The organism is Acidisoma sp. C75 (assembly GCF_054665095.1).
In genome coordinates this window covers 153,770-170,880 of sequence record NZ_BAAFHD010000005.1, presented here as the reverse complement: position 1 = coordinate 170,880, position 17,111 = coordinate 153,770, and the positions used below count along the sequence as shown (strand labels likewise).

Annotated in this window: 13 protein-coding genes; 1 reads left to right on the top strand and 12 read right to left on the bottom strand. The window is 66.2% G+C overall.

Annotated features, from left to right (window positions below; all coding sequences use genetic code 11):
* Window positions 1–23: 23 nt before the first annotated feature.
* The 7 genes from ACYQ7X_RS08725 to melA form a co-directional block, all read right to left on the bottom strand.
* On the bottom strand, window positions 24–1,112 hold the full coding sequence (locus tag ACYQ7X_RS08725; protein ID WP_459696582.1) for an FAD-dependent oxidoreductase: 1,089 nt from the start codon (window positions 1,110–1,112) through the stop codon (window positions 24–26).
* Window positions 1,113–1,278: 166 nt separating this feature from the next.
* Complete coding sequence (locus tag ACYQ7X_RS08720; RefSeq protein ID WP_459696581.1) at window positions 1,279–4,434, bottom strand: glycosyltransferase; 3,156 nt, start codon at window positions 4,432–4,434, stop codon at window positions 1,279–1,281.
* A gap of 102 nt (window positions 4,435–4,536) precedes the next feature.
* On the bottom strand, window positions 4,537–5,514 hold the full coding sequence (galE, locus tag ACYQ7X_RS08715) for a UDP-glucose 4-epimerase GalE (RefSeq protein ID WP_459696580.1): 978 nt from the start codon (window positions 5,512–5,514) through the stop codon (window positions 4,537–4,539).
* A gap of 172 nt (window positions 5,515–5,686) precedes the next feature.
* The gene (locus tag ACYQ7X_RS08710; protein WP_459696579.1) at window positions 5,687–6,532 is read right to left on the bottom strand and encodes a carbohydrate ABC transporter permease; all 846 of its coding nucleotides are present in this window, start codon (window positions 6,530–6,532) and stop codon (window positions 5,687–5,689) included.
* A 3-nt stretch (window positions 6,533–6,535) separates the two neighbouring features.
* Window positions 6,536–7,513: a carbohydrate ABC transporter permease gene (locus tag ACYQ7X_RS08705; protein WP_459696578.1), complete on the bottom strand. Its 978-nt coding sequence runs from the start codon at window positions 7,511–7,513 to the stop codon at window positions 6,536–6,538.
* Between the two features lie 7 nt (window positions 7,514–7,520).
* The gene (locus ACYQ7X_RS08700) at window positions 7,521–8,789 is read right to left on the bottom strand and encodes an ABC transporter substrate-binding protein (protein WP_459696576.1); all 1,269 of its coding nucleotides are present in this window, start codon (window positions 8,787–8,789) and stop codon (window positions 7,521–7,523) included.
* 108 nt (window positions 8,790–8,897) lie between these two features.
* Entirely contained in the window at window positions 8,898–10,391 is a 1,494-nt protein-coding gene (gene melA / locus ACYQ7X_RS08695; protein WP_459696574.1) for an alpha-galactosidase, read from the bottom strand.
* A gap of 119 nt (window positions 10,392–10,510) precedes the next feature.
* Here melA and ACYQ7X_RS08690 point away from each other — a divergent pair, with 119 nt between their 5' ends.
* Complete coding sequence (locus tag ACYQ7X_RS08690; protein WP_459696572.1) at window positions 10,511–11,377, top strand: helix-turn-helix transcriptional regulator; 867 nt, start codon at window positions 10,511–10,513, stop codon at window positions 11,375–11,377.
* 24 nt (window positions 11,378–11,401) lie between these two features.
* Here ACYQ7X_RS08690 and ACYQ7X_RS08685 read toward each other — a convergent pair whose 3' ends face one another.
* The 5 genes from ACYQ7X_RS08685 to ACYQ7X_RS08665 form a co-directional block, all read right to left on the bottom strand.
* Window positions 11,402–12,169, bottom strand: a complete 768-nt coding sequence (locus tag ACYQ7X_RS08685; protein ID WP_459696570.1) for an SDR family oxidoreductase — start codon at window positions 12,167–12,169, stop codon at window positions 11,402–11,404.
* Window positions 12,170–12,171: 2 nt separating this feature from the next.
* A complete protein-coding gene (locus tag ACYQ7X_RS08680; protein WP_459696568.1) occupies window positions 12,172–13,368 on the bottom strand; it encodes a mandelate racemase/muconate lactonizing enzyme family protein in 1,197 nt (398 codons plus the stop codon).
* 150 nt (window positions 13,369–13,518) lie between these two features.
* Window positions 13,519–14,829: an ABC transporter substrate-binding protein gene (locus ACYQ7X_RS08675; RefSeq protein ID WP_459696566.1), complete on the bottom strand. Its 1,311-nt coding sequence runs from the start codon at window positions 14,827–14,829 to the stop codon at window positions 13,519–13,521.
* Between the two features lie 45 nt (window positions 14,830–14,874).
* Complete coding sequence (locus tag ACYQ7X_RS08670) at window positions 14,875–15,813, bottom strand: alpha/beta hydrolase (protein WP_459696564.1); 939 nt, start codon at window positions 15,811–15,813, stop codon at window positions 14,875–14,877.
* Window positions 15,814–15,847: 34 nt separating this feature from the next.
* Window positions 15,848–16,993 (bottom strand): Gfo/Idh/MocA family protein, encoded by a 1,146-nt coding sequence (locus ACYQ7X_RS08665; RefSeq protein ID WP_459696562.1) that lies wholly within the window; start codon window positions 16,991–16,993, stop codon window positions 15,848–15,850.
* Between the last annotated feature and the right edge of the window lie 118 nt (window positions 16,994–17,111).

The following is a 17,111-nucleotide window of genomic DNA, read 5'->3' as shown; positions in this document are numbered from 1 at the left end:
CCGATCTGACCAGGCTCCGCGGGTTACGCCGGCAGAAGTTCCTTCTCCACCAGGGCGAGCGCGCGGCCGATCGCCTGATCCATGTCATAGTAGCGATATTCGCCAAGACGGCCGCAGACCAGCACATCGCGCCGCCCAGCCAGCCGCTCCTGGTAGCGTTTGAAAAGCGCGCGGTTCCCGCTATCGGGAAAGGGGTATTCGTACTCGTTGGGATCGCTCGGCGTGAAGGGCGTTTCGGTGGTCAGCACGGTGCCGACCGCCCTCGCCTTCTCCTCCTCCGCCATCATGTGCTTCCATTCGAGGATGCGGACCTGCGGCCCGTCTTCAAGCTGCGGCGTGTTGACCTGTCCGACAGGCTGGAGATATCCGGCCTGCGGGTGATAGGCATGGGCCCGCTTCTGGCCGCGATAGGCCAGACGGCCGAGATCGTAGCCGAAGAACTCGTCGATCGGGCCGGTATAGATCGTCCGCTTGCGCACGGTGATGGCATCCCGGATGCTCTGGTAGGCAACGCCCGTGCGCGTCTCGATGCCGGCGACGAGCTTCTGCATGAAGGCCGCATAGCCGGAACGCGGAATGCCCTGATAGGGCACGGTCTTGAGCCGCGTCTCCCCATCACTGCGGACATCGAAGCGGCCGGCGAGATCGCTCGCCAACGCGCGTGGATCGACCCCCCATTGCTTGAGGTTGTAGCCGTGAATGAATTTCTCGTAGATCGGCTTTGGCATGATGGCGAGGGAGGCTTCCTCGAAATTCCCCGGCTGGCCGGTGAAGGAGGGCGACCATGCGCACCCGACGCTGCGTTCGATATAGCTGCTCTGGATCGGCCAGTATTCCAGGGCGCCATCCACCTTGGTCATCAGCACCGGCTCGTAGCGATAGAAGGAATCGAAGCGATTGACGAAGCTCCAGATCCGCTCGGACGCGGTACGGAAGTAATGCGGCCCGTAGGTATGGATGCGAATGCCGCCCTCATGCCAATGATCGTGAACATTGCCGCCGAGATGCGGCCGCCGATCGATGATGAGAACCCGCTCCCCGCGATCCGCGAGGGAACGCGCGATGGTGCCGCCCGTCAGACCCGATCCGACGACGAGGTAATCGACTTCCATGGATCTTCAACCTTCGTGATGGCACGGCGCTCGTCGCATGGCACGCGCCGCCCGGTGGAGGCCAGGGCGGCTCACGGTCGCTCGCACGCCCCGCAAGCCGCTTTCACTGATCGTCTGTGCAAGCACCTTCACCCGCTCGGATGATGCCATCCGGCCAGGAGTGGCTCTAACGGCCAAGCGCACCGGCAAAGGAGGCGGTGAAGCTGTGGCGGCCATCCTGCGGCTGGGGCTGGAGCAGCGGCTTGCGGGCCGCGCGCCACCTGTCATATGCCGCGCCGTAATCCCGGCGCTCTATGGCCTGCAGAATATTGCTGCGCCCCTCTTCCCGCCCCGATGTATGGTAATGACCGACGCCCCGGGTTGCCATGTCCCCTCCCCAATTGGTTATCACATCGGGATAGTCTTCGAGATAGGTGAGATTGGCATCCCGGATGATGACAGCCGCCAGATCCGCAAGCACCAGCGGCGCATTGATCTCAAGCGCTTCATGCAGCAACTGGGCATAGATGGCGGCCCGATCCTCCCGCGGCAGATCGGCCGCCTCCTTCAACCGCGTCTCGTAGGCGTGCAGGCCTTCATTGTCGGAGAGAGCGAAGGGTGCTGCGAGCGGGCGCGCATAGTTCACAACCCGCCCCTCGAACTGGCCATTGACCAGCCAATGATGCAGGCCGGAGCGCAGCGGCGTGGTATTGAGCCGGCTTTCCGTGTCAAGCGCGGTCACGATCTGGCGGATGTCCCGGTTACGCAGCAGATAGCCGGCCTCGACATCGGCGAAGGCCGCATTGAGCCGCAGCAGCGCATCAGTCGCCTTGCCGGACAAGAGGGCGATCTTCGCCAGCAGGATCTGCCCATCCAGCGTGCGGCCGATCGCCGGCTCCCGCTCGACGAGAAATTCGCCAAGCGCCGTGCTGTCCTTGCTGATCAAAGCATCAGCGAGATCCCGCAGCAAAGCCTTGCGCCCGCAGCCTGAACCCATACGATCGAGAATGCGCGGGAAGCTCATTCCCTTGTCGAGGCAGAAGCAGAGGCATTCGATGAGGTTGAAGGCGAAAGTGGGCGATGCGTCGTAGTGGTCCATCAAGGTGGTGATGACCGCATCATCCTCCTGGCGCTCGGCCATCCGCCGCACCAGCCAGCGGAGGCTCGGCAGCGAGAATTCGGTGGTCGCGGTCAGCTGCTTCTCGGCAAGCGAGCGGCCGCGCTGCTCCGGGGAGAAAACCGGCGCATTGCGCGCGAAGGCGCCGTTGAGGGCGACGAGAATGCTGTCTCCGAAACTCGCCCAAGGGAAGGCCGCCATCGCGGGGCGCAGCGCCCGGTAATGGTTGGCGAGCATGGAGCCCCGGCGCGAGACAGAGCCGGCGGTGGCGCGCAGACCCATCAGCGGCTCCGGCACCATCGCGATCTTGCCTTGGGAAACCTCGATCTTCGCGAAAAGCTCGTAATCCTCCCAGGACAGGCCCTCATCCTCGGTAAAGCCGCCGATCTCGCGCAGGAAGGCCGCGCGGAAAATGCCGTTCGCATCCCCGTAGCTGTTATCGAAGAGATTGGCCGCCATGCCGCTGCCGAGCGGGATGTAGAGATGGATGAAGTGTTCGAGCGCGCGCGGATCCTGATCCTCGGGAAAGGCGATCGCGGCACAGGTCAGCGCATCATAGCCGCTGTGGCGGATCGCCGTGAGATAGGTCTGCAACTGCTCCGGATAGGCGAAATTGTCGTCATCCATGAAGACGATGTATTCGCCCCGCGCCCGGGCAAGGGCCTTGTTGCGCGCGGCGCCGACGAATTCGTTCTTCTGGCGGATGATGGTGATGGGAAGCGGCACTGCTCCCTGTTCCAGCTGTTCGAGATAGGTCCGCGCTTCCACTGTGCGAGACCCGTCGTCGACGATGATGACCTCGAAGTTTTTGTACGTCTGGGCGCGCAAGCCGTCGAGCGTGACCTTGAGGAGCCGCGGGCGTTCGAAATGCGTGATGCAGACCGAGATCAGCGGGCCGCTCTCCCCGTCATCGGCCGCTACCGGCGCCTGGGCGCGCTGCTGAGCGACCGAGGCCCGCACCGCGCCGAGCCAGGCGGGGATATTGTCCTCCGCCTGGCGGATCGCCGGGAAGGCGGTGGAGGCGCCATGGCGCAGAACCTCCAGCAGCTTCTCGGATAGCGAGCGCACGCCGAACTTGAAGAGCACGGTTGCGTGATCCTCAGGCGCGATGATCTCCGGAATGCCCCCCGTCGCCGCCGCGACGAAGGGGATTGCATTGTGGATGCATTCGAGCACGGTGAGCGGCGAATTGTCGGTCACCGACGGGATGACGGCGAGCGCTCGCGCCGCTTGCAGATAGGCGATCGCCTCGGTGGCGTGCAGCGCGGGCAGGATCTTGATCTTGAGGCCGAGGCCGCCCAGGCGCGCCATGAGGTAATCGTAGGAATTCAGCTCCTCGACCTCGGTGATCTTGCCGAGGAAGGTGACCGTCAGCTCGGCGGGCGCCCGATCCCCGTATTCCTCGTGGATCAGGCGCTTGATCGCTTGCACGAAGATGTGCAGCCCCTTGCGCTTTTCCAGCCGGCCGAAAAAAACGATCTCCGCGATATCAGAAACCCGGCGGCGCTCGGTCGGGTGATGTCCTAAGGCGCCGGTCAGAAGATAGGGCTGCACATAGGTCTCAGCCGGCAGCACGAAGCCGTGCCGCTCCTTCCAGTCGAGCAGATAATGCGTCGGGCTGACGAGAAGGTCGGCCATCCGCACGGCTTCCCGCTCCATATGATAGACGCGGACATCATGCTCCGAATAGCCTGGCTGCTCGTTCGCGAGCGCGTGCCAAAGGCAGGTGGAATGCGCCTGCACCCAGATCGCCGTCTGCCGGAAGGCGAGGCCCAGGCGCTTGCCGAGTAGACTGTAATAGCCGAGGCCGCGCCAGTCCGGAAACAGGATGAGGTCGAAATCCCGCTGCTTGAGGCGGTGATAGGCGGTGTAGGAGGAGACCGTGATGATATCAGCGGGGAAGAATTCGTGAAGATCGGCAGCCCCGAAGGAGGCGGGAAACAGCGTCTCGAGCTTGATGCCGAGCGGCGTCAGCCTATCCCTTGCCTCGGCGATCTGATCACTGGTGAGGTGGTCGGTGAAGTTACAGAACAGAATCGTCACATCGCAGCCGCGCTCGGCCAGGATGCAGGCGGTATGGTGGAAGGACGTTCCGATGCCACCATTTTTAATAAGATAGAGGTAATCCTGCGTCGCGATGCAGATCTTGAGAGGCTGCGGTAGCCCCTCCCCAGGAAAAGCGGCTTCATCGATAGGCAGCGCCGGAAAGTGGTTGTAGCTTCTCACATCATCCTCAGCATCGGGGCACCCATTCCTGCGCCGGAAGGGTACGATCCCTCTCGGGCCCCTTCGGCGCGCTGATCTTGCAACCTTTCTGCACGCCGCCGGTTACGGCGCATGCGCCGATCGCCATCGCCAGGCATCGCGGATCTGGCCGAAAAGCTCGCCGAGCTTGGGCTGCCAGCCGAGGGTTGCCCGCGCAAGCGCCGCATCGCCCACCAGAATGCCAGGGTCACCCGGCCGGCGCTCCCCGAAACGAACCGGAACCGGGCGCCCGGTGACGCGTTCGGCCAGCGCGATCACCTGGCGGATGGAGAAGCCGGCGCCATTGCCGAGGTTCATGGCAATCGTGCGCCCGCCATCCAGGAGATAACGCAGGGCGAGGACATGCGCCTCGGCGAGATCCTGGACGTGGATGTAATCCCGCACGCAGGTGCCGTCCGGCGTGTCGTAATCCTCGCCATTGATCGTCAGCCAGGGGAGAACCCCCGCCGCGGCATCGAGCACGAGCGGGATGAGATGCGTCTCCGGCTTGTGGTTCTCGCCGATCATACCCTCAGGGTCGGCGCCGGCGGCGTTGAAGTAACGCAGCATCACCGATCGCAGGCCGTACGCCGGGCCGGCATCGGTAATCATCCGCTCCACCGCCAGCTTCGATGCGCCATAGGGGTTGACGGGATTTTGCGGATGCGTTTCCGCGATCGGAATGCTCTGCGGCAGCCCGTAGGTCGCGCAGGTGCTGGAAAAGACCAGGCGCCGCACGCAGGCGGCTTCCATCGCTTCGAGCAGCGCCAGCGTGCCGGCGACATTGTTGCGATAGTAGCGCAGCGGCGCGGTGACGGATTCGCCGACATAGGCATAGGCCGCAAAATGCAGCACGGCCTCGGGCCGGTAGGTGGCGAAAGCGGCGTCGAGCGCTGCCCGGTCCGACAGATCGGCTTCCACCAACGGGCCCCAGCGCACCGCCTGCCGCGTGCCGTGTTCGAGACTATCGAAGGTCACCGGTTTGAAGCCGGCCGCCGCCAAGGCCTTGCAGGCATGGCTCCCAACAAATCCGGCACCGCCGGTTACAAGCACAGTCGTCATCCGGAAGAATGTCCACTACATGAAGGCGCGGGGTCGCTTCGCCACGCAGATAAACGCCCGCATCGGTAAACACCGCCTTTCCGGATGGCGGATTCTTGCCCGGTTCGAGACGCCACTAAGGGTTTGTGCCGCTTCCCGGCGCCCGTGGCGCTGGCATGGGGGATGGGCCCCTCTAGCCTTTGACTGAGCCCATCGTCAGCCCGCCGGCCAGGAAGCGCTGCAGATAGAGGAAGCTCAGCGCCACCGGCAGGATGGTGAGGACGGAGGCCGCCATCAGCGCGCCCCAATCCGTCTCATGCGCGCCGCGAAACAGCATGATGCCCGGCGTCAGCGTGCGGTGGGCATCATCGTTGATCAGCACATAGGCGAACATGAACTCGTTCCAGGCGGTGACGAAGCCGAACAGGCCGGTCGCCAGTAGCCCCGGCACCGAGAGCGGCAGCAGCACGCGCAACAGGAAGGCGGGGCGGGAACAGCCATCCAGCGCCGCCGCCTCTTCCAACTCCAGCGGCACCGCGTCGAAAAAGCCGCGCAGCATGAACACCGCCAGCGGCACCATGAAGGTGCAATAGACCAGGATGAGCGAGAGATAGGTGCTGAGCAGGCCGAGATGGCGCATCGTCATATAGAGCGGCACCAGCAGCAGCACGCCGGGGATCATCTGGGAAGCGAGGAGCGCGCCCGAAAGGACGCGGATCGGCCTCTGCCGCCGCCAGCGGCTGAGCGCATAGGCGCAGAAGGTCGCGCTCACCATGGTCAGCAGCGTCGAGAAGACCGAGACGATGACGCTGTTGCGCAGATAGAGCAGGAAGGGGCTGTGCAGCAGCACGACGGCGAAATTGTGCAGCGTGGGATGGCGGATGAGGAAGGAGGGCGTGGTGCTCAGCACCTCGTCCACCGGCTTGAAGGCGGTGTCGACCATCCAGAGGAAGGGCAGGAGGCAGAATCCCGCGATGACCAGAAGGATGCCGTAGCGCCCCGCCTGGACCGCGCCATTACGGGTGCCAACCATCGCCATGGATCACGCCTCCTCGGCCAGCCGCCGGCGCCCGAGCGCGGGCACCAGGCCATAGCGATAAAGAAAGAACATGGTGGCGATCGCCATCATCATCATGCCGGCAAGCGCCGAAGCCGCGCCCACGTCGAAGTTCTGCATGGCGTCGCGATAGATCAGGATCGGCAGGGTGGTCGACGCATTGAGCGGGCCGCCCTGCGTCATCACCCAGATGAAGTCGAAATTCACCGCCGTCCAGATGATATGCATGGTAACGAGGGTGAGGGTCACGGGGCGCAGATGCGGCAGGGAGATATGCCAGAAGCGGCGCCAGGCGGGCGCCCCGTCGAGGGCGGCCGCCTCGTGCAGTTCCGGCGGCACCGCCTGCAGGGCGGCGAGGAAGCTGATCGTATAGAAGGGAAAGGTCCGCCAGACATTGGCGAGCGTCACCGTGAACAGGGCGGTGTTGAGCTGGCCGAGCCAGTTGACGGGATGCGAGAGCAGGCCGAGCCGCTCCAGCCAGAAATTGGCGAGACCGTAATCCGGCGCCAGGATCCAGCTCCAATCAAGCCCGGCGACGACGATGGGGATCAGCCAGGGGATGATGATGAGGGCGCGAAAGATGGCGCCGCCGCGCAGCGGGCCGGCAAGCGCGGTGGCCGAGACGAGGCCGAGCAGATATTCCCCGCTGACCGAAAGCGCGGTCCAGAGCAGAGTGTTCCACAAGGCCGGCAGCAGATTGTCATCCTGGAAGACGGTGAGGAAATTGTCGAAGCCGGCGAAGCCGCGGGCCGCCGGATCGGTCAGGTTGACGTAGCGGAAACTGTCCCAGATGACGACGAGCAGCGGATAGACGATCAGCGCCAGCAGCAGCAGTGCTGCGGGCGCGATGAAGGCCCAGGCAACGGGCGGCATGCCCTGCCGCCGGCGCCGCGCGGCCGGCAGGGCGCGCCGCGCCGCCCCGGCCACCGCGCCACCCTGCTTCAGGCTTTGCACCTCGCCCATGTCGCGCTCAGCCCTTGCCGAGTTCGCCGGCCTGGCGCAGCGCCTTGTTCACGGCGCGGCCGAGCCAGGCGGCGACCGAGGCGGGCTTCTCATGCCGCAGCAGCACGCGGCCGACCGCATCTTCCATGCTCTGCGTGATGCTGCCGAGGGGAACCGGCGGGAAGACGACGCCGATCGGCGTGAGATCGGTGAAGTTCTTTCCCCAGATGCCTGCGCCCTTCACATCCTGCCGGGGGGATCTGTCACCATCCACCGCCGCCTGATACTGCCGCCCCATCATGAACTGCGCGAAGGTCCAGGCCGCCTTCTCGTGTGGGCCTTTGAAGAGGTAGAAGGGGTTGACCTCGAAGAAGGTCGCCGGCGTCGTGTTATAGGGCGGCGGATAGATCCCGACATCGACCATCGCCTGCGGGTTCTGCGCCACCCGTTCGGACATCCACGACCCGTCGATCACCATGGCATAGCGGCCTTGGGCGAACTCACTGTCCTCTTGCTCATATCCCCAGCCGGAGGCCGCAGGGTCGATCGCACCTTCGGACTGCAGCTTCTGGTAGAAGGCGAAGACCGCCGCGGCCTTCTTCAGCAAGGCCGGGTCGCTGTTCCAGCGGTTGCGGTATTTGCCGTCCTTGGTGGGGTCGGCGATCGTCACGCCATTCTGCGCGAGGAACATGATGAGTTCCTGCGGCGCCCGCACCCCGGTGCCGGCGATGCCAAAGGCGGGCTTGCCCGTCGCCGCCTTGATCTTGGGCGCATCGGCCAAGAGCTCGTCCCAGGTCTTGGGCGGCGCCGAAATGCCCGCCTTCTTCAGCATATCCTGATGCACGAGCAGCGCCCGCAGCCCGATATAGTTGGGCACCGCGCGCAGCTTGCCGTTGATGGTGAGCGCAGCAAGCGCGTTCGGGTACAGCGCGGCTTTGACGGGCGAGGCATTCATCTCCGCCGTGAGATCGGGCAGGGCGCGCATGCGGTTGAGCTCGCCCAGCCACTCCACCAGCCCCCAGCTGATATCAGGCGCATCCCCGCCGACGACGGAGGTGATGAGCTTGTCGTGCAGCGCATCGAAGGCGATGATCTGGGTCTTGACCCTGATGTCCGGATGGCTCTTCTCGAACAGCGCGATCTGCTTCGCCCCTTCGATGCCGTCGCTTTTCGTCGGGTCCCAGGCGGCCCAGAAATTCAAGGTCACCGGCGCTGCCTGTGCCGCGAGGCTCGTCAGGCAGGTGGCGAGGGTCAGGAAGATCGCGGCCGTGCGGCCCGGTGTGATGCGTGCTCTCATGAAGGCTTGCTCCCCTTGTTCTTGCGCGGCTACGGGGGATCTTCGCCCCCCTTCCGGGCGGCCGGGTCGCCCGGCCATGCCCCGCCTCGGCCGCAGGCCGAGGCTCCCTCAGGCGACGATCTGCTTGTCCGGCGTCATCGTTTCCGCCTTCTCGGCGCGGTCGGCCCGCATCTGCGCGACCGAGCGCACGGGCAGGCGCGCCGCGCCCTGCCAATCGCGCGTCGGCAGCCGGGGGCCGGCCAGGCGGCGCGTGGCCTCGGGCACGGCGGCCGCGTATTGCGGCAGCCAGCGCGCCTGGGCGACGACCATTTCATCCACCATCTGCCACACCTCATCCGGCGCACAGACGGCGCCGACCAGCGGATCGTGCAGCATGGCGCGCTTCAGCGTATCGATATCGCCGCTGATCGCAGCCTGCACCGCGAGCCGCTGCACGTTGATGGAGGCGATGCAGGAGGCGGCGCAGGCATCCGGCAGGCGCAGGCCGGCCACCATGTTGAGACCGAAACGATCGACGAAGCCCGGGCTCTCCACGATGGCATCGGCCGGAAGATTGGTCACCAGCCCCTGGTTGACGACATTGAAATGCCCGCGATAGACGCGCCCCGTCTCCAAGGCCTCGATGATGTGGCTTGCATGCTCATCGGTACGCTGGGAAGGCGCGATCGGCACCTCCGCCTCGCGCAGATAGCGGGGATATTCCTCCTCGAACCAGTTGCGCCCTTCGGTGCAGATGCGGAGATAGCCGCCCGTCTCGCCATGGATCCATTGCGACAGGTCGATCCACCGCAGCGTCTCCTCCGGCCGCTTGCGATACCAGGGAAGGTATTCGGAGAGATGGCCGTTCGATTCCGTGGAATAGAAGCCGAAGCGGCGCAGAACGTCGATCCGCACCTTCTCCTGCCGCGCATAGACCGGATGCGCCTCGAAGGCGGCGAGCAGTTCGGCCTGGCCGACCGGGCGGCCCTTCACCCGCAAATCGATATACCAGGTCTGATGGTTGATACCGGTGCAGATATACTCGACATCGTGCGGCTCGGCACCGAGAACCTCGGCGATCTGGCGCCAGCCGTGCTGCACGCCATGGCAGAGGCCGATGGTCTCCACCCCGCCATGCACCTTGGCCGCCCAGGTGTTCATCGCCATCGGATTGGCATAGTTGAGCAGCCGCGCCCCCGGCTCGGCATAGGTCTTGATATCGCGGCAGAAGTCGAGCATCGCCGGGATGGTGCGCTGGCCATACATGATGCCGCCGGCGCAGATGGTGTCGCCCACGCACTGATCCACCCCGTATTTGAGCGGGATGGCGATATCCTCCTGAAATGCCTCAAGCCCGCCCTGGCGGATGCAGCAGATGACGTAGCGCGCGCCATCGAGCGCGCGGGCGCGCTCCCCGGTCGCGGTGATGCGGGCAGGCATGCCGCTCGCCGCCACCATCCGCTCCAGGATCTGCCGGATCATCTCGAGATTGTGCGGGTTGATGTCGGTCAGCGCGATCTCGATCTCGCGCAGCTCCGGCACGCAGAGGATATCGCGCACCAGGGTGCGGGTGAACCCGACGCTGCCGGCGCCGAGGATCGCGATCTTGAATGCGGCTGCCATCGTGCTCTCGCCCTTCCCTTGCTTCCGGCCTCTATGGCTGAGGCCTTGCAGACGCAAATATCTTGACACAGGCCCCTGCCGTTCCGCAGGACGACGCTTGTGCTTCAAAGGGTAATTCTGTGCTCACCGAGCTCATCCGCCACGGCCCCTTCCGCCGCGCCATCTCCGTGCCCCGGCGGCGCGGCCGGCTGCATGTGATGCCGACCAGCACGGGCTTCGAACATGCGCGCGGGCCGGGCTACAGCTTCGATGGGCGGCGCCGCGGCTCCCTGCCCTTCGCCGTGCTGCAACACGCCATCGCGGGCACCGGGCGGCTGCGCCACGAGCGGCAGTTGCACCGCATCAGGCCGGGGCAGACCATGCTGGTGACGATCCCCCATCCCCATCGCTACTGGCTGGAAGCCGCCGAGAGCTGGAGCTTCTTCTGGATCGGCCTCACCGGCCGGGAAGCCTTGCGCCTGGTCTATGCGATCCAAGCGACGGTCGGGCCTGTGCTGACGCTCCGCCCCGATACGGTGGATCGCCTCGCCGGCTTCTGCCTCGATCTTGGCCGCGCGGCGGGAGAGGAAGCGGAGGTCGGCGGCCTCTCCGCCATCGCCTATGCGGCGCTGATGGCGGTGTTCGACGATGTGCAGGCCCGCCATCCGCTGATCGCCGCGGAGGCGACGAGCCCAGGCATCGCGCGCGCCTGCCGGCATGCGCAGGCGCATCTCGATCAGCGGCTGACGGTCGAAGATCTCGCCGCCGTCGCGGGCTATAGCCGGGCGCATTTCACCCGCGTCTTCACGGCCGAGCTCGGGCTCGCGCCGGCCGAATTCATCACCCGCGAGCGCATGCAGCGGGCGAGCAGGCTGCTGCCCAACCCCGCGCTCAGCATCAAGGACATCGCGAGCAGCTGCGGCTTCCCCGACCCCAACTACTTCGCCAAGGTCTTCCGCCGGCATTTCGATACCAATCCGTCGGACTATCGCGCCGCGCGCAGCTGAGCGCCCGCCCGCCCACGCCCCCCGCTACAGCACCGCGAGCATGCCACCATCGACATAGATGATCTGGCCATTCACATAAGCCGAGGCGGGAGAGGCGAGAAAGACGACCGTGCCGATCAGATCCTCGGGCCTGCCCCAGCGCCCGGCCGGGGTGCGGCCCTTGACCCAGGCATCGAAGGCGGGATCGTCGATCAGCGCCTTGTTCATCTCGGTCGCGATATAGCCCGGGCCGATCGCATTGGCCTGGATATCGTGCCGCGCCCATTCCGCCGCCATCGCGCGCGTGAGCAATTTGATGCCGCCCTTGGCGGCGGCGTAGGGTGCGACGGTCGCACGCGCAACTTCGCTGGTGAGCGAGCCGATATTGACGATCTTGCCCCTCGACCCGCGCAGGATCATGCGTTTCGCCGCCTCCCGCCCGAGGATGAAGGCGCTCGTCAGGTTCGTCTCCAGCACGCGGCGCCAATCGGCGGCGGCGAGATCGATCATCGGCCGGCGGAACTGGATGCCGGCATTGTTGATCAGGATATCGATCGCGCGCCCCTCGGCATCGAAGCCGGCGAAGGCGGCGGTGACGGCCGCTTCCTCCGTCACGTCGAAAAGCCGGGTGGTGACGGCATGGCCCGCCGCGCGCAGCCCCTCGGCCGCGGCCGCGAGCTTCGCCGCATCGCGCCCGTTGAGGATGACGCTGGCGCCCGCTTCGGCGAGGCCGCGCGCCATGGCGAGGCCGAGGCCGCCGGAGGAGCCGGTGATGAGCGCCGTCTTGCCGGAAAGATCGAAGAGATGCGGCATGCTCAGGCTTCCGAACGGCGGACGGTGAGATCGCCGCGTTCATAAACGGCGGGCAGCAGCTCGGTGCCGAGCCCCGGCCCCTCCATCGGAAAGACGAAGCCGTTCTCGATCCTCGGCACCTCCGTCACCAGCTCCTTGTACCAGCCGGTGTAGAAGGCGCGGACGGATTCCTGGATCAGCGTATTCGGTTGACTGAACGACATATGGACGGCGGCGGCGAAGCCGATCGGGCCGATACAGTCATGCGGCGCGAAGGGCTTGTGGCAGGTCTCGGCGAGCGAGGCGATCTTGCGGCCTTCGGTGAGCCCGCCGGTCCAGCAGAGATCGACCATCACGACGCCGATCGCATCGCGGTCCAGCATCTCCTTATAGGCCCAGCGGGAGCCGAGCGTTTCACTGGCGCAGACGGGAACATGCGTCGCGCGCGCATATTCGGCGAGGGCGCGGCTGGAATTCATGCGGATCGGGTCTTCGAACCAGGCCGGCTCATACGGCTCCAGCGCGCGGGCGATGCGCTTGGCGGTGGTCAGATTCCAGAGCGCGTGAAATTCGACCATGATATCCATCGCATCGCCGACGCGCTTGCGGATCAACTCGAAGGGTCGGAGCGCGGCCTTGAGCTGCTCCGTCGAGATATGGATGCCGCCGCTCTCCCGCGCGGCCGGATCGAAGGGCCAGATCTTCATTGCCCGGATGCCGCTTTCGAGCAGGTTTTCGGCCAGCGCGCCGGCATCCGTGGTGAAGGCGAGGAGATCCTCGTAAGGACCGGCCGCCCCGATATTCCAGGTATTGACCGGGCGGATATCGCGGTTTCGCACGTATTGATAGCCGGCGCAGGTATTGTAGATGGCGAGCTTGTCCCGGCAAAGGCCTCCGAGCAGCTGATGCACCGGCTGGCCGGTGAGCTTGCCCCAGAGATCCCAGAGCGCGATATCGATCGCCGAGGCGGCGCGGTATTCGGTGCCGGTGCTGGATTGTGCCATTGGCAGATCAACCATCTCCTTGTTGATCGCCTCGATCCGCAGGGGATCGCGGCCGAGCAGGCGCGCGGCCAGGGTATCGTGGATATGCGCGGCGACGGCGCCTGCGCCGTAGAAGGTCTCGCCCAGCCCGATGAGGCCCGCATCCGTATGCAGGCGAACCCAGAGCACGTTCTCGAATTCGCGCGCGCTCAGCGTCTCGATCTTGGTGATTTTCATGCGGCTCCCTTCCGTCATCCAACCTCGGCCGCCCACGCACAAACGCGGGGTCCGGCCGGCGGCGATCCTCGCACCGCTACCGGCCGGATGCTAGGGCAGGTCCTGGCCAGATCGAGAAGCCTGGCCAGGCGAGGATGCGCGCGCAAGCCCTCAGCCGAGGATACGCACCAGCTGCGCCTTCGCGCCGTCGAGTTCCTGCTGGATCTTGCCGCTGACGAGCGCGCGCGAGAAGGCCGATTGCAGGGCGAGCGTCACTTGCGGATATTGCGGCGTCACCGGCCGCGGCGTCGCCCCGACGAAGACATCCTTGAGGCTATGCATGAAGGGCTGGCTCTTGATCAGTGCCGGCTGATCGAAGACCGCCGGGCGCGTCGGCGCGAGGCCGAGGCCGGTCGCGAAGCGCAGCTGCGTCGCGGGCGAGGACATCCAGGTGATGAAGTCGATCGCCGCTTCGCGATGCTTGGTATGCGCGTTCACGCCGTACTGATAGCCGCCGAGACAGGCCGCGCTCTTCTGGCCGTCGAAATGCGGCAGCGGCGCCACCCCCACCTTGCCGGCGACCGAGGAGGAGGAAGGATCCTGCGCGATCTTATAGACATAGGACCAGTTGCGGAGGAACACCGCCTCCCCCGCCGTGAAGGGCCCGCGCGAAGGCTCCTCATCCCAGCTCAGCACATCCTGCGGGCTGATCTTGGTGGTATGGATTGTATCATAGAGGAACTGCATCGCCTTGACGGCGGGAGGCTCCGCCACCAGCACAGTCTTGCCGTCCGGCCCGAGGATCGCGCCGCCGGCGGAGGCAATCACCTCCACCGCATCGCAGACCAGCACCTCCGCTTGCTTGCCCTGCCAGAGATAGCCGAATTTGGCGGCGCCACCCTTCTGGATCTTCTGCGCGGTGGCGGTCAGCTCGGCCCAGGTGGTGGGCACCGCGGCGCCCGCCTGCTGCAGGAGATCGGTGCGGTAGTAGAGCATGCCGGAATCGACGTACCACGGCAGCGCCGTCAGCTTGCCGCCGAAGGTGCAGGCCTCGATCAACCCGGGGAAATAGGCCGCCCGATCGGCGGCGCTGACATAGGGTTCGAGCGGCAGCGCCCAGCCGGCGCTCGCGAATTCCGCGATCCAGATGACATCCTGGGTAAAGACATCGGGTGTGCCGTTGCGCCGCGCCAATTGCTGCACCAGCGCCTGGTGTACCTCGGTGGAGGAAGAAGGCGGCGGCAGCTGGATATAGCTGACATGCACCTTGCTCTGGGACTGGTTATAGACATCCACGACCTGCGCGATCGTTTCTTGGCCGTAAAAATTTGCGCTGGCGAAGGTGATCTCGGTGCGCCCGGCCGCGCGGGCGCGCCGCGTGCCGAGCGGCAGCAGCCCAGCGCCGAGGGCAAGCCCGGCGCCAGCAAGTGCCGCGCGCCGGCCGATGCCGGCGGCGGAGCTGCGATCTTCAGATGCGGTCATGGGCGTCTCCTTGTCTGGAGCTTCTGCTCGTTGGGTGAAGGGGCGTTATTTGGCCGAAGTCCCGAGCCAGGCACCGATGGCGCGCGCCACGCTCGGCCGCGCGGCGGCGATGAAGCGATCCATGCTGAGGAAGCCGTGGATCTGGTCGGGGTTTTCGTCGAGCGTCACGCCGACACCCGCCGCCTGCAGGCGGCGCGCATAGTCCCGCGCCTCGTCATGCAGCGGATCGTAGCCGGCGGTCAGCACGAAGGCGGGGGCGAGGCCGGCGAGATCGGGCGCGCGGAGCGGCGAGACCCGGGGATCGGCGGCGAGCGCGGGATCGGGCAGATACTGGGCATGAAACCAGCGCATCGCGGCGGTGGTGAGGCCGTAGCCTTCGCCGCGGAGGCGGTAGCTTTCCTGCTCCCCGGAAACATCCGTCACCGGATAGAACAGGATCTGGTAGGCGAGTGGCGGAACTTTGCCATCCCGTGCCATCAGCGCCATGACGGCGGCGATATTGCCGCCCGCGCTATCGCCGGCGACGGCAAGCCGCGCCGGGTCGATGCCATAGGCCGCCGCCTCTTCGCCGACATGGCGGAGCGCCGCCATCGCATCCTCGATCGCCGCCGGGAAAGGATGCTCGGGCGCCAGCCGATAATCGACCGAGAGGACGACGCCTTCGGCGAGATTGGCCATCCAGCGGCAGATCACGTCATGCGTATCGCAATTGCCGAGCACCCAGCCGCCGCCGTGGAAATAGACAAGGCCGGGGGCCGCCGCCGCGGCGCTGCCGAGCCCGCGATAGAGCCGCGCCGGAACGCCGCCTGCAGGCGTCGGGATCACCAGGTCGCGCGTGTCGCCGACCGCCTCCTTCTCGCCCTGCAACTGGGGCGCGTTTTCGAGGAAAAGACGCTGGGCCTCGGCGGCCGGCAGCGTCTCGATACGCGGGGCGCCGGAGGCGGCCATGGCATCCAAAACAGCCTGGGCATCGGGTGAGAGCATCGGGCAGGGTCTCCTTGGCTTGCGCTTGCCGCGCCTAAGCTGCGGCCGGGCGAGCGAAAGCCAAGGCCGCGTTTTCCGCAAGGGCGGCCGGCTGCGCGGCCCGGGTGGTGAGGAGCACGGGCGCGCCGGTCTCCCCCGAGGTCAGGATCGCCTCCAGGATTTCAAGCACATGCAGCGCGAGCCGGCCGGAGGCGCGCGGGCTGCGCCCTTCGCCGAGGCTCCGGGCAAGGTCGGTCACGCCCAGCATGCGGTAATTCGCCCGCTCCGGCGCCGCATAGGGCCAGTTGACCGCCCCCCATGGGGCGCTGTCGCTGCCGATCTCCTGCCAGGGCGCGCCGCCCACGCTCAGCGCCAGGCTGCCGCCGAAGGTATCCGGGTCGGGCAGGCGGAGCGAGCCTTCGGTGCCGTGCAGCTCGATGCAGGCATTGCTGTGGCGGAACACGTCCCAGCTCGCGCCGAAGGTGATGATGGCGCCGCTCTCGAAAGCGATGAGGGAGAGCAGGCTGGTCGGCGTGCCGACCGCGAAGCGCGTGCCCTGCAGCGGCCCGGGCGCGGTGATGAGGCGCTCCTGCTGGCCGCTCGTCGCCATCGCCATCACCCGCCGCGCGGGGCCGAGCAGATGGACGAGCATGGTAAGGTAGTAGGGCCCCATGTCGAAGACGGGCCCGGCGCCCGGCTGGTAGTAGAAGGCGGGGTTGGGGTGCCAATGCTCCATCCCGCGCCCCATCATGAAGGCTGTGCCGGTGACGATGCGGCCGATCCTCGCTTCATCGACGATCCGCCGGGCGAGCCGGCCGGCAGCGCCAAGGAAGGTATCGGGTGCGGCGCCAAGGCAGAGCCCGCGCGCCTCCGCGAGATCGAGGAGCGCCCGCCCCTGCGCGGTCGAGATGCCGAGCGGCTTTTCCGTAAAGACATGCTTGCCGGCGCGGAGTGCCGCCTCGGTCACGGCGGCATGCGCCTCCGGCACCGTCAGGTTGAGGATGAGGTCGATCGCGGGGTCGGCGAGCAGCTGATCGAGCGGCAGGGCGCGGATGCCGAATTCCTGCGCCCGGGCGGCGGCCTGTTCGGGGCGGATATCGGTGCAGGCGCGAATTTCGACACCGGCGAAGAGCGCGGCATTGCGCAGATAGGTCGTGGCGATATTGCCGCAGCCGACGAGGCCGATGCCGAGGGTTTTCATTCTTATGCCGCCTCCCCTACGCTCGGGCTGCGCTTTTGTGCGACAGATACCGCAAAACCACAAGAGAAAGATGCGTAAGTGTGCGTATTTACGCTTGACCCTGCATGGTGATTGCGGG

Coding starts and splice junctions, on each gene's coding strand:
- galE (WP_459696580.1), bottom strand. CDS start 5,514: ATGACGACTGTGCTTGTAACCGGCGGTGCCGGATTTGTTGGGAGCCAT.
- ACYQ7X_RS08675 (WP_459696566.1), bottom strand. CDS start 14,829: ATGACCGCATCTGAAGATCGCAGCTCCGCCGCCGGCATCGGCCGGCGC.
- ACYQ7X_RS08685 (WP_459696570.1), bottom strand. CDS start 12,169: ATGCCGCATCTCTTCGATCTTTCCGGCAAGACGGCGCTCATCACCGGC.
- ACYQ7X_RS08665 (WP_459696562.1), bottom strand. CDS start 16,993: ATGAAAACCCTCGGCATCGGCCTCGTCGGCTGCGGCAATATCGCCACG.
- ACYQ7X_RS08700 (WP_459696576.1), bottom strand. CDS start 8,789: ATGAGAGCACGCATCACACCGGGCCGCACGGCCGCGATCTTCCTGACC.
- ACYQ7X_RS08670 (WP_459696564.1), bottom strand. CDS start 15,813: ATGCTCTCACCCGATGCCCAGGCTGTTTTGGATGCCATGGCCGCCTCC.
- melA (WP_459696574.1), bottom strand. CDS start 10,391: ATGGCAGCCGCATTCAAGATCGCGATCCTCGGCGCCGGCAGCGTCGGG.
- ACYQ7X_RS08725 (WP_459696582.1), bottom strand. CDS start 1,112: ATGGAAGTCGATTACCTCGTCGTCGGATCGGGTCTGACGGGCGGCACC.
- ACYQ7X_RS08705 (WP_459696578.1), bottom strand. CDS start 7,513: ATGGGCGAGGTGCAAAGCCTGAAGCAGGGTGGCGCGGTGGCCGGGGCG.
- ACYQ7X_RS08680 (WP_459696568.1), bottom strand. CDS start 13,368: ATGAAAATCACCAAGATCGAGACGCTGAGCGCGCGCGAATTCGAGAAC.
- ACYQ7X_RS08710 (WP_459696579.1), bottom strand. CDS start 6,532: ATGGCGATGGTTGGCACCCGTAATGGCGCGGTCCAGGCGGGGCGCTAC.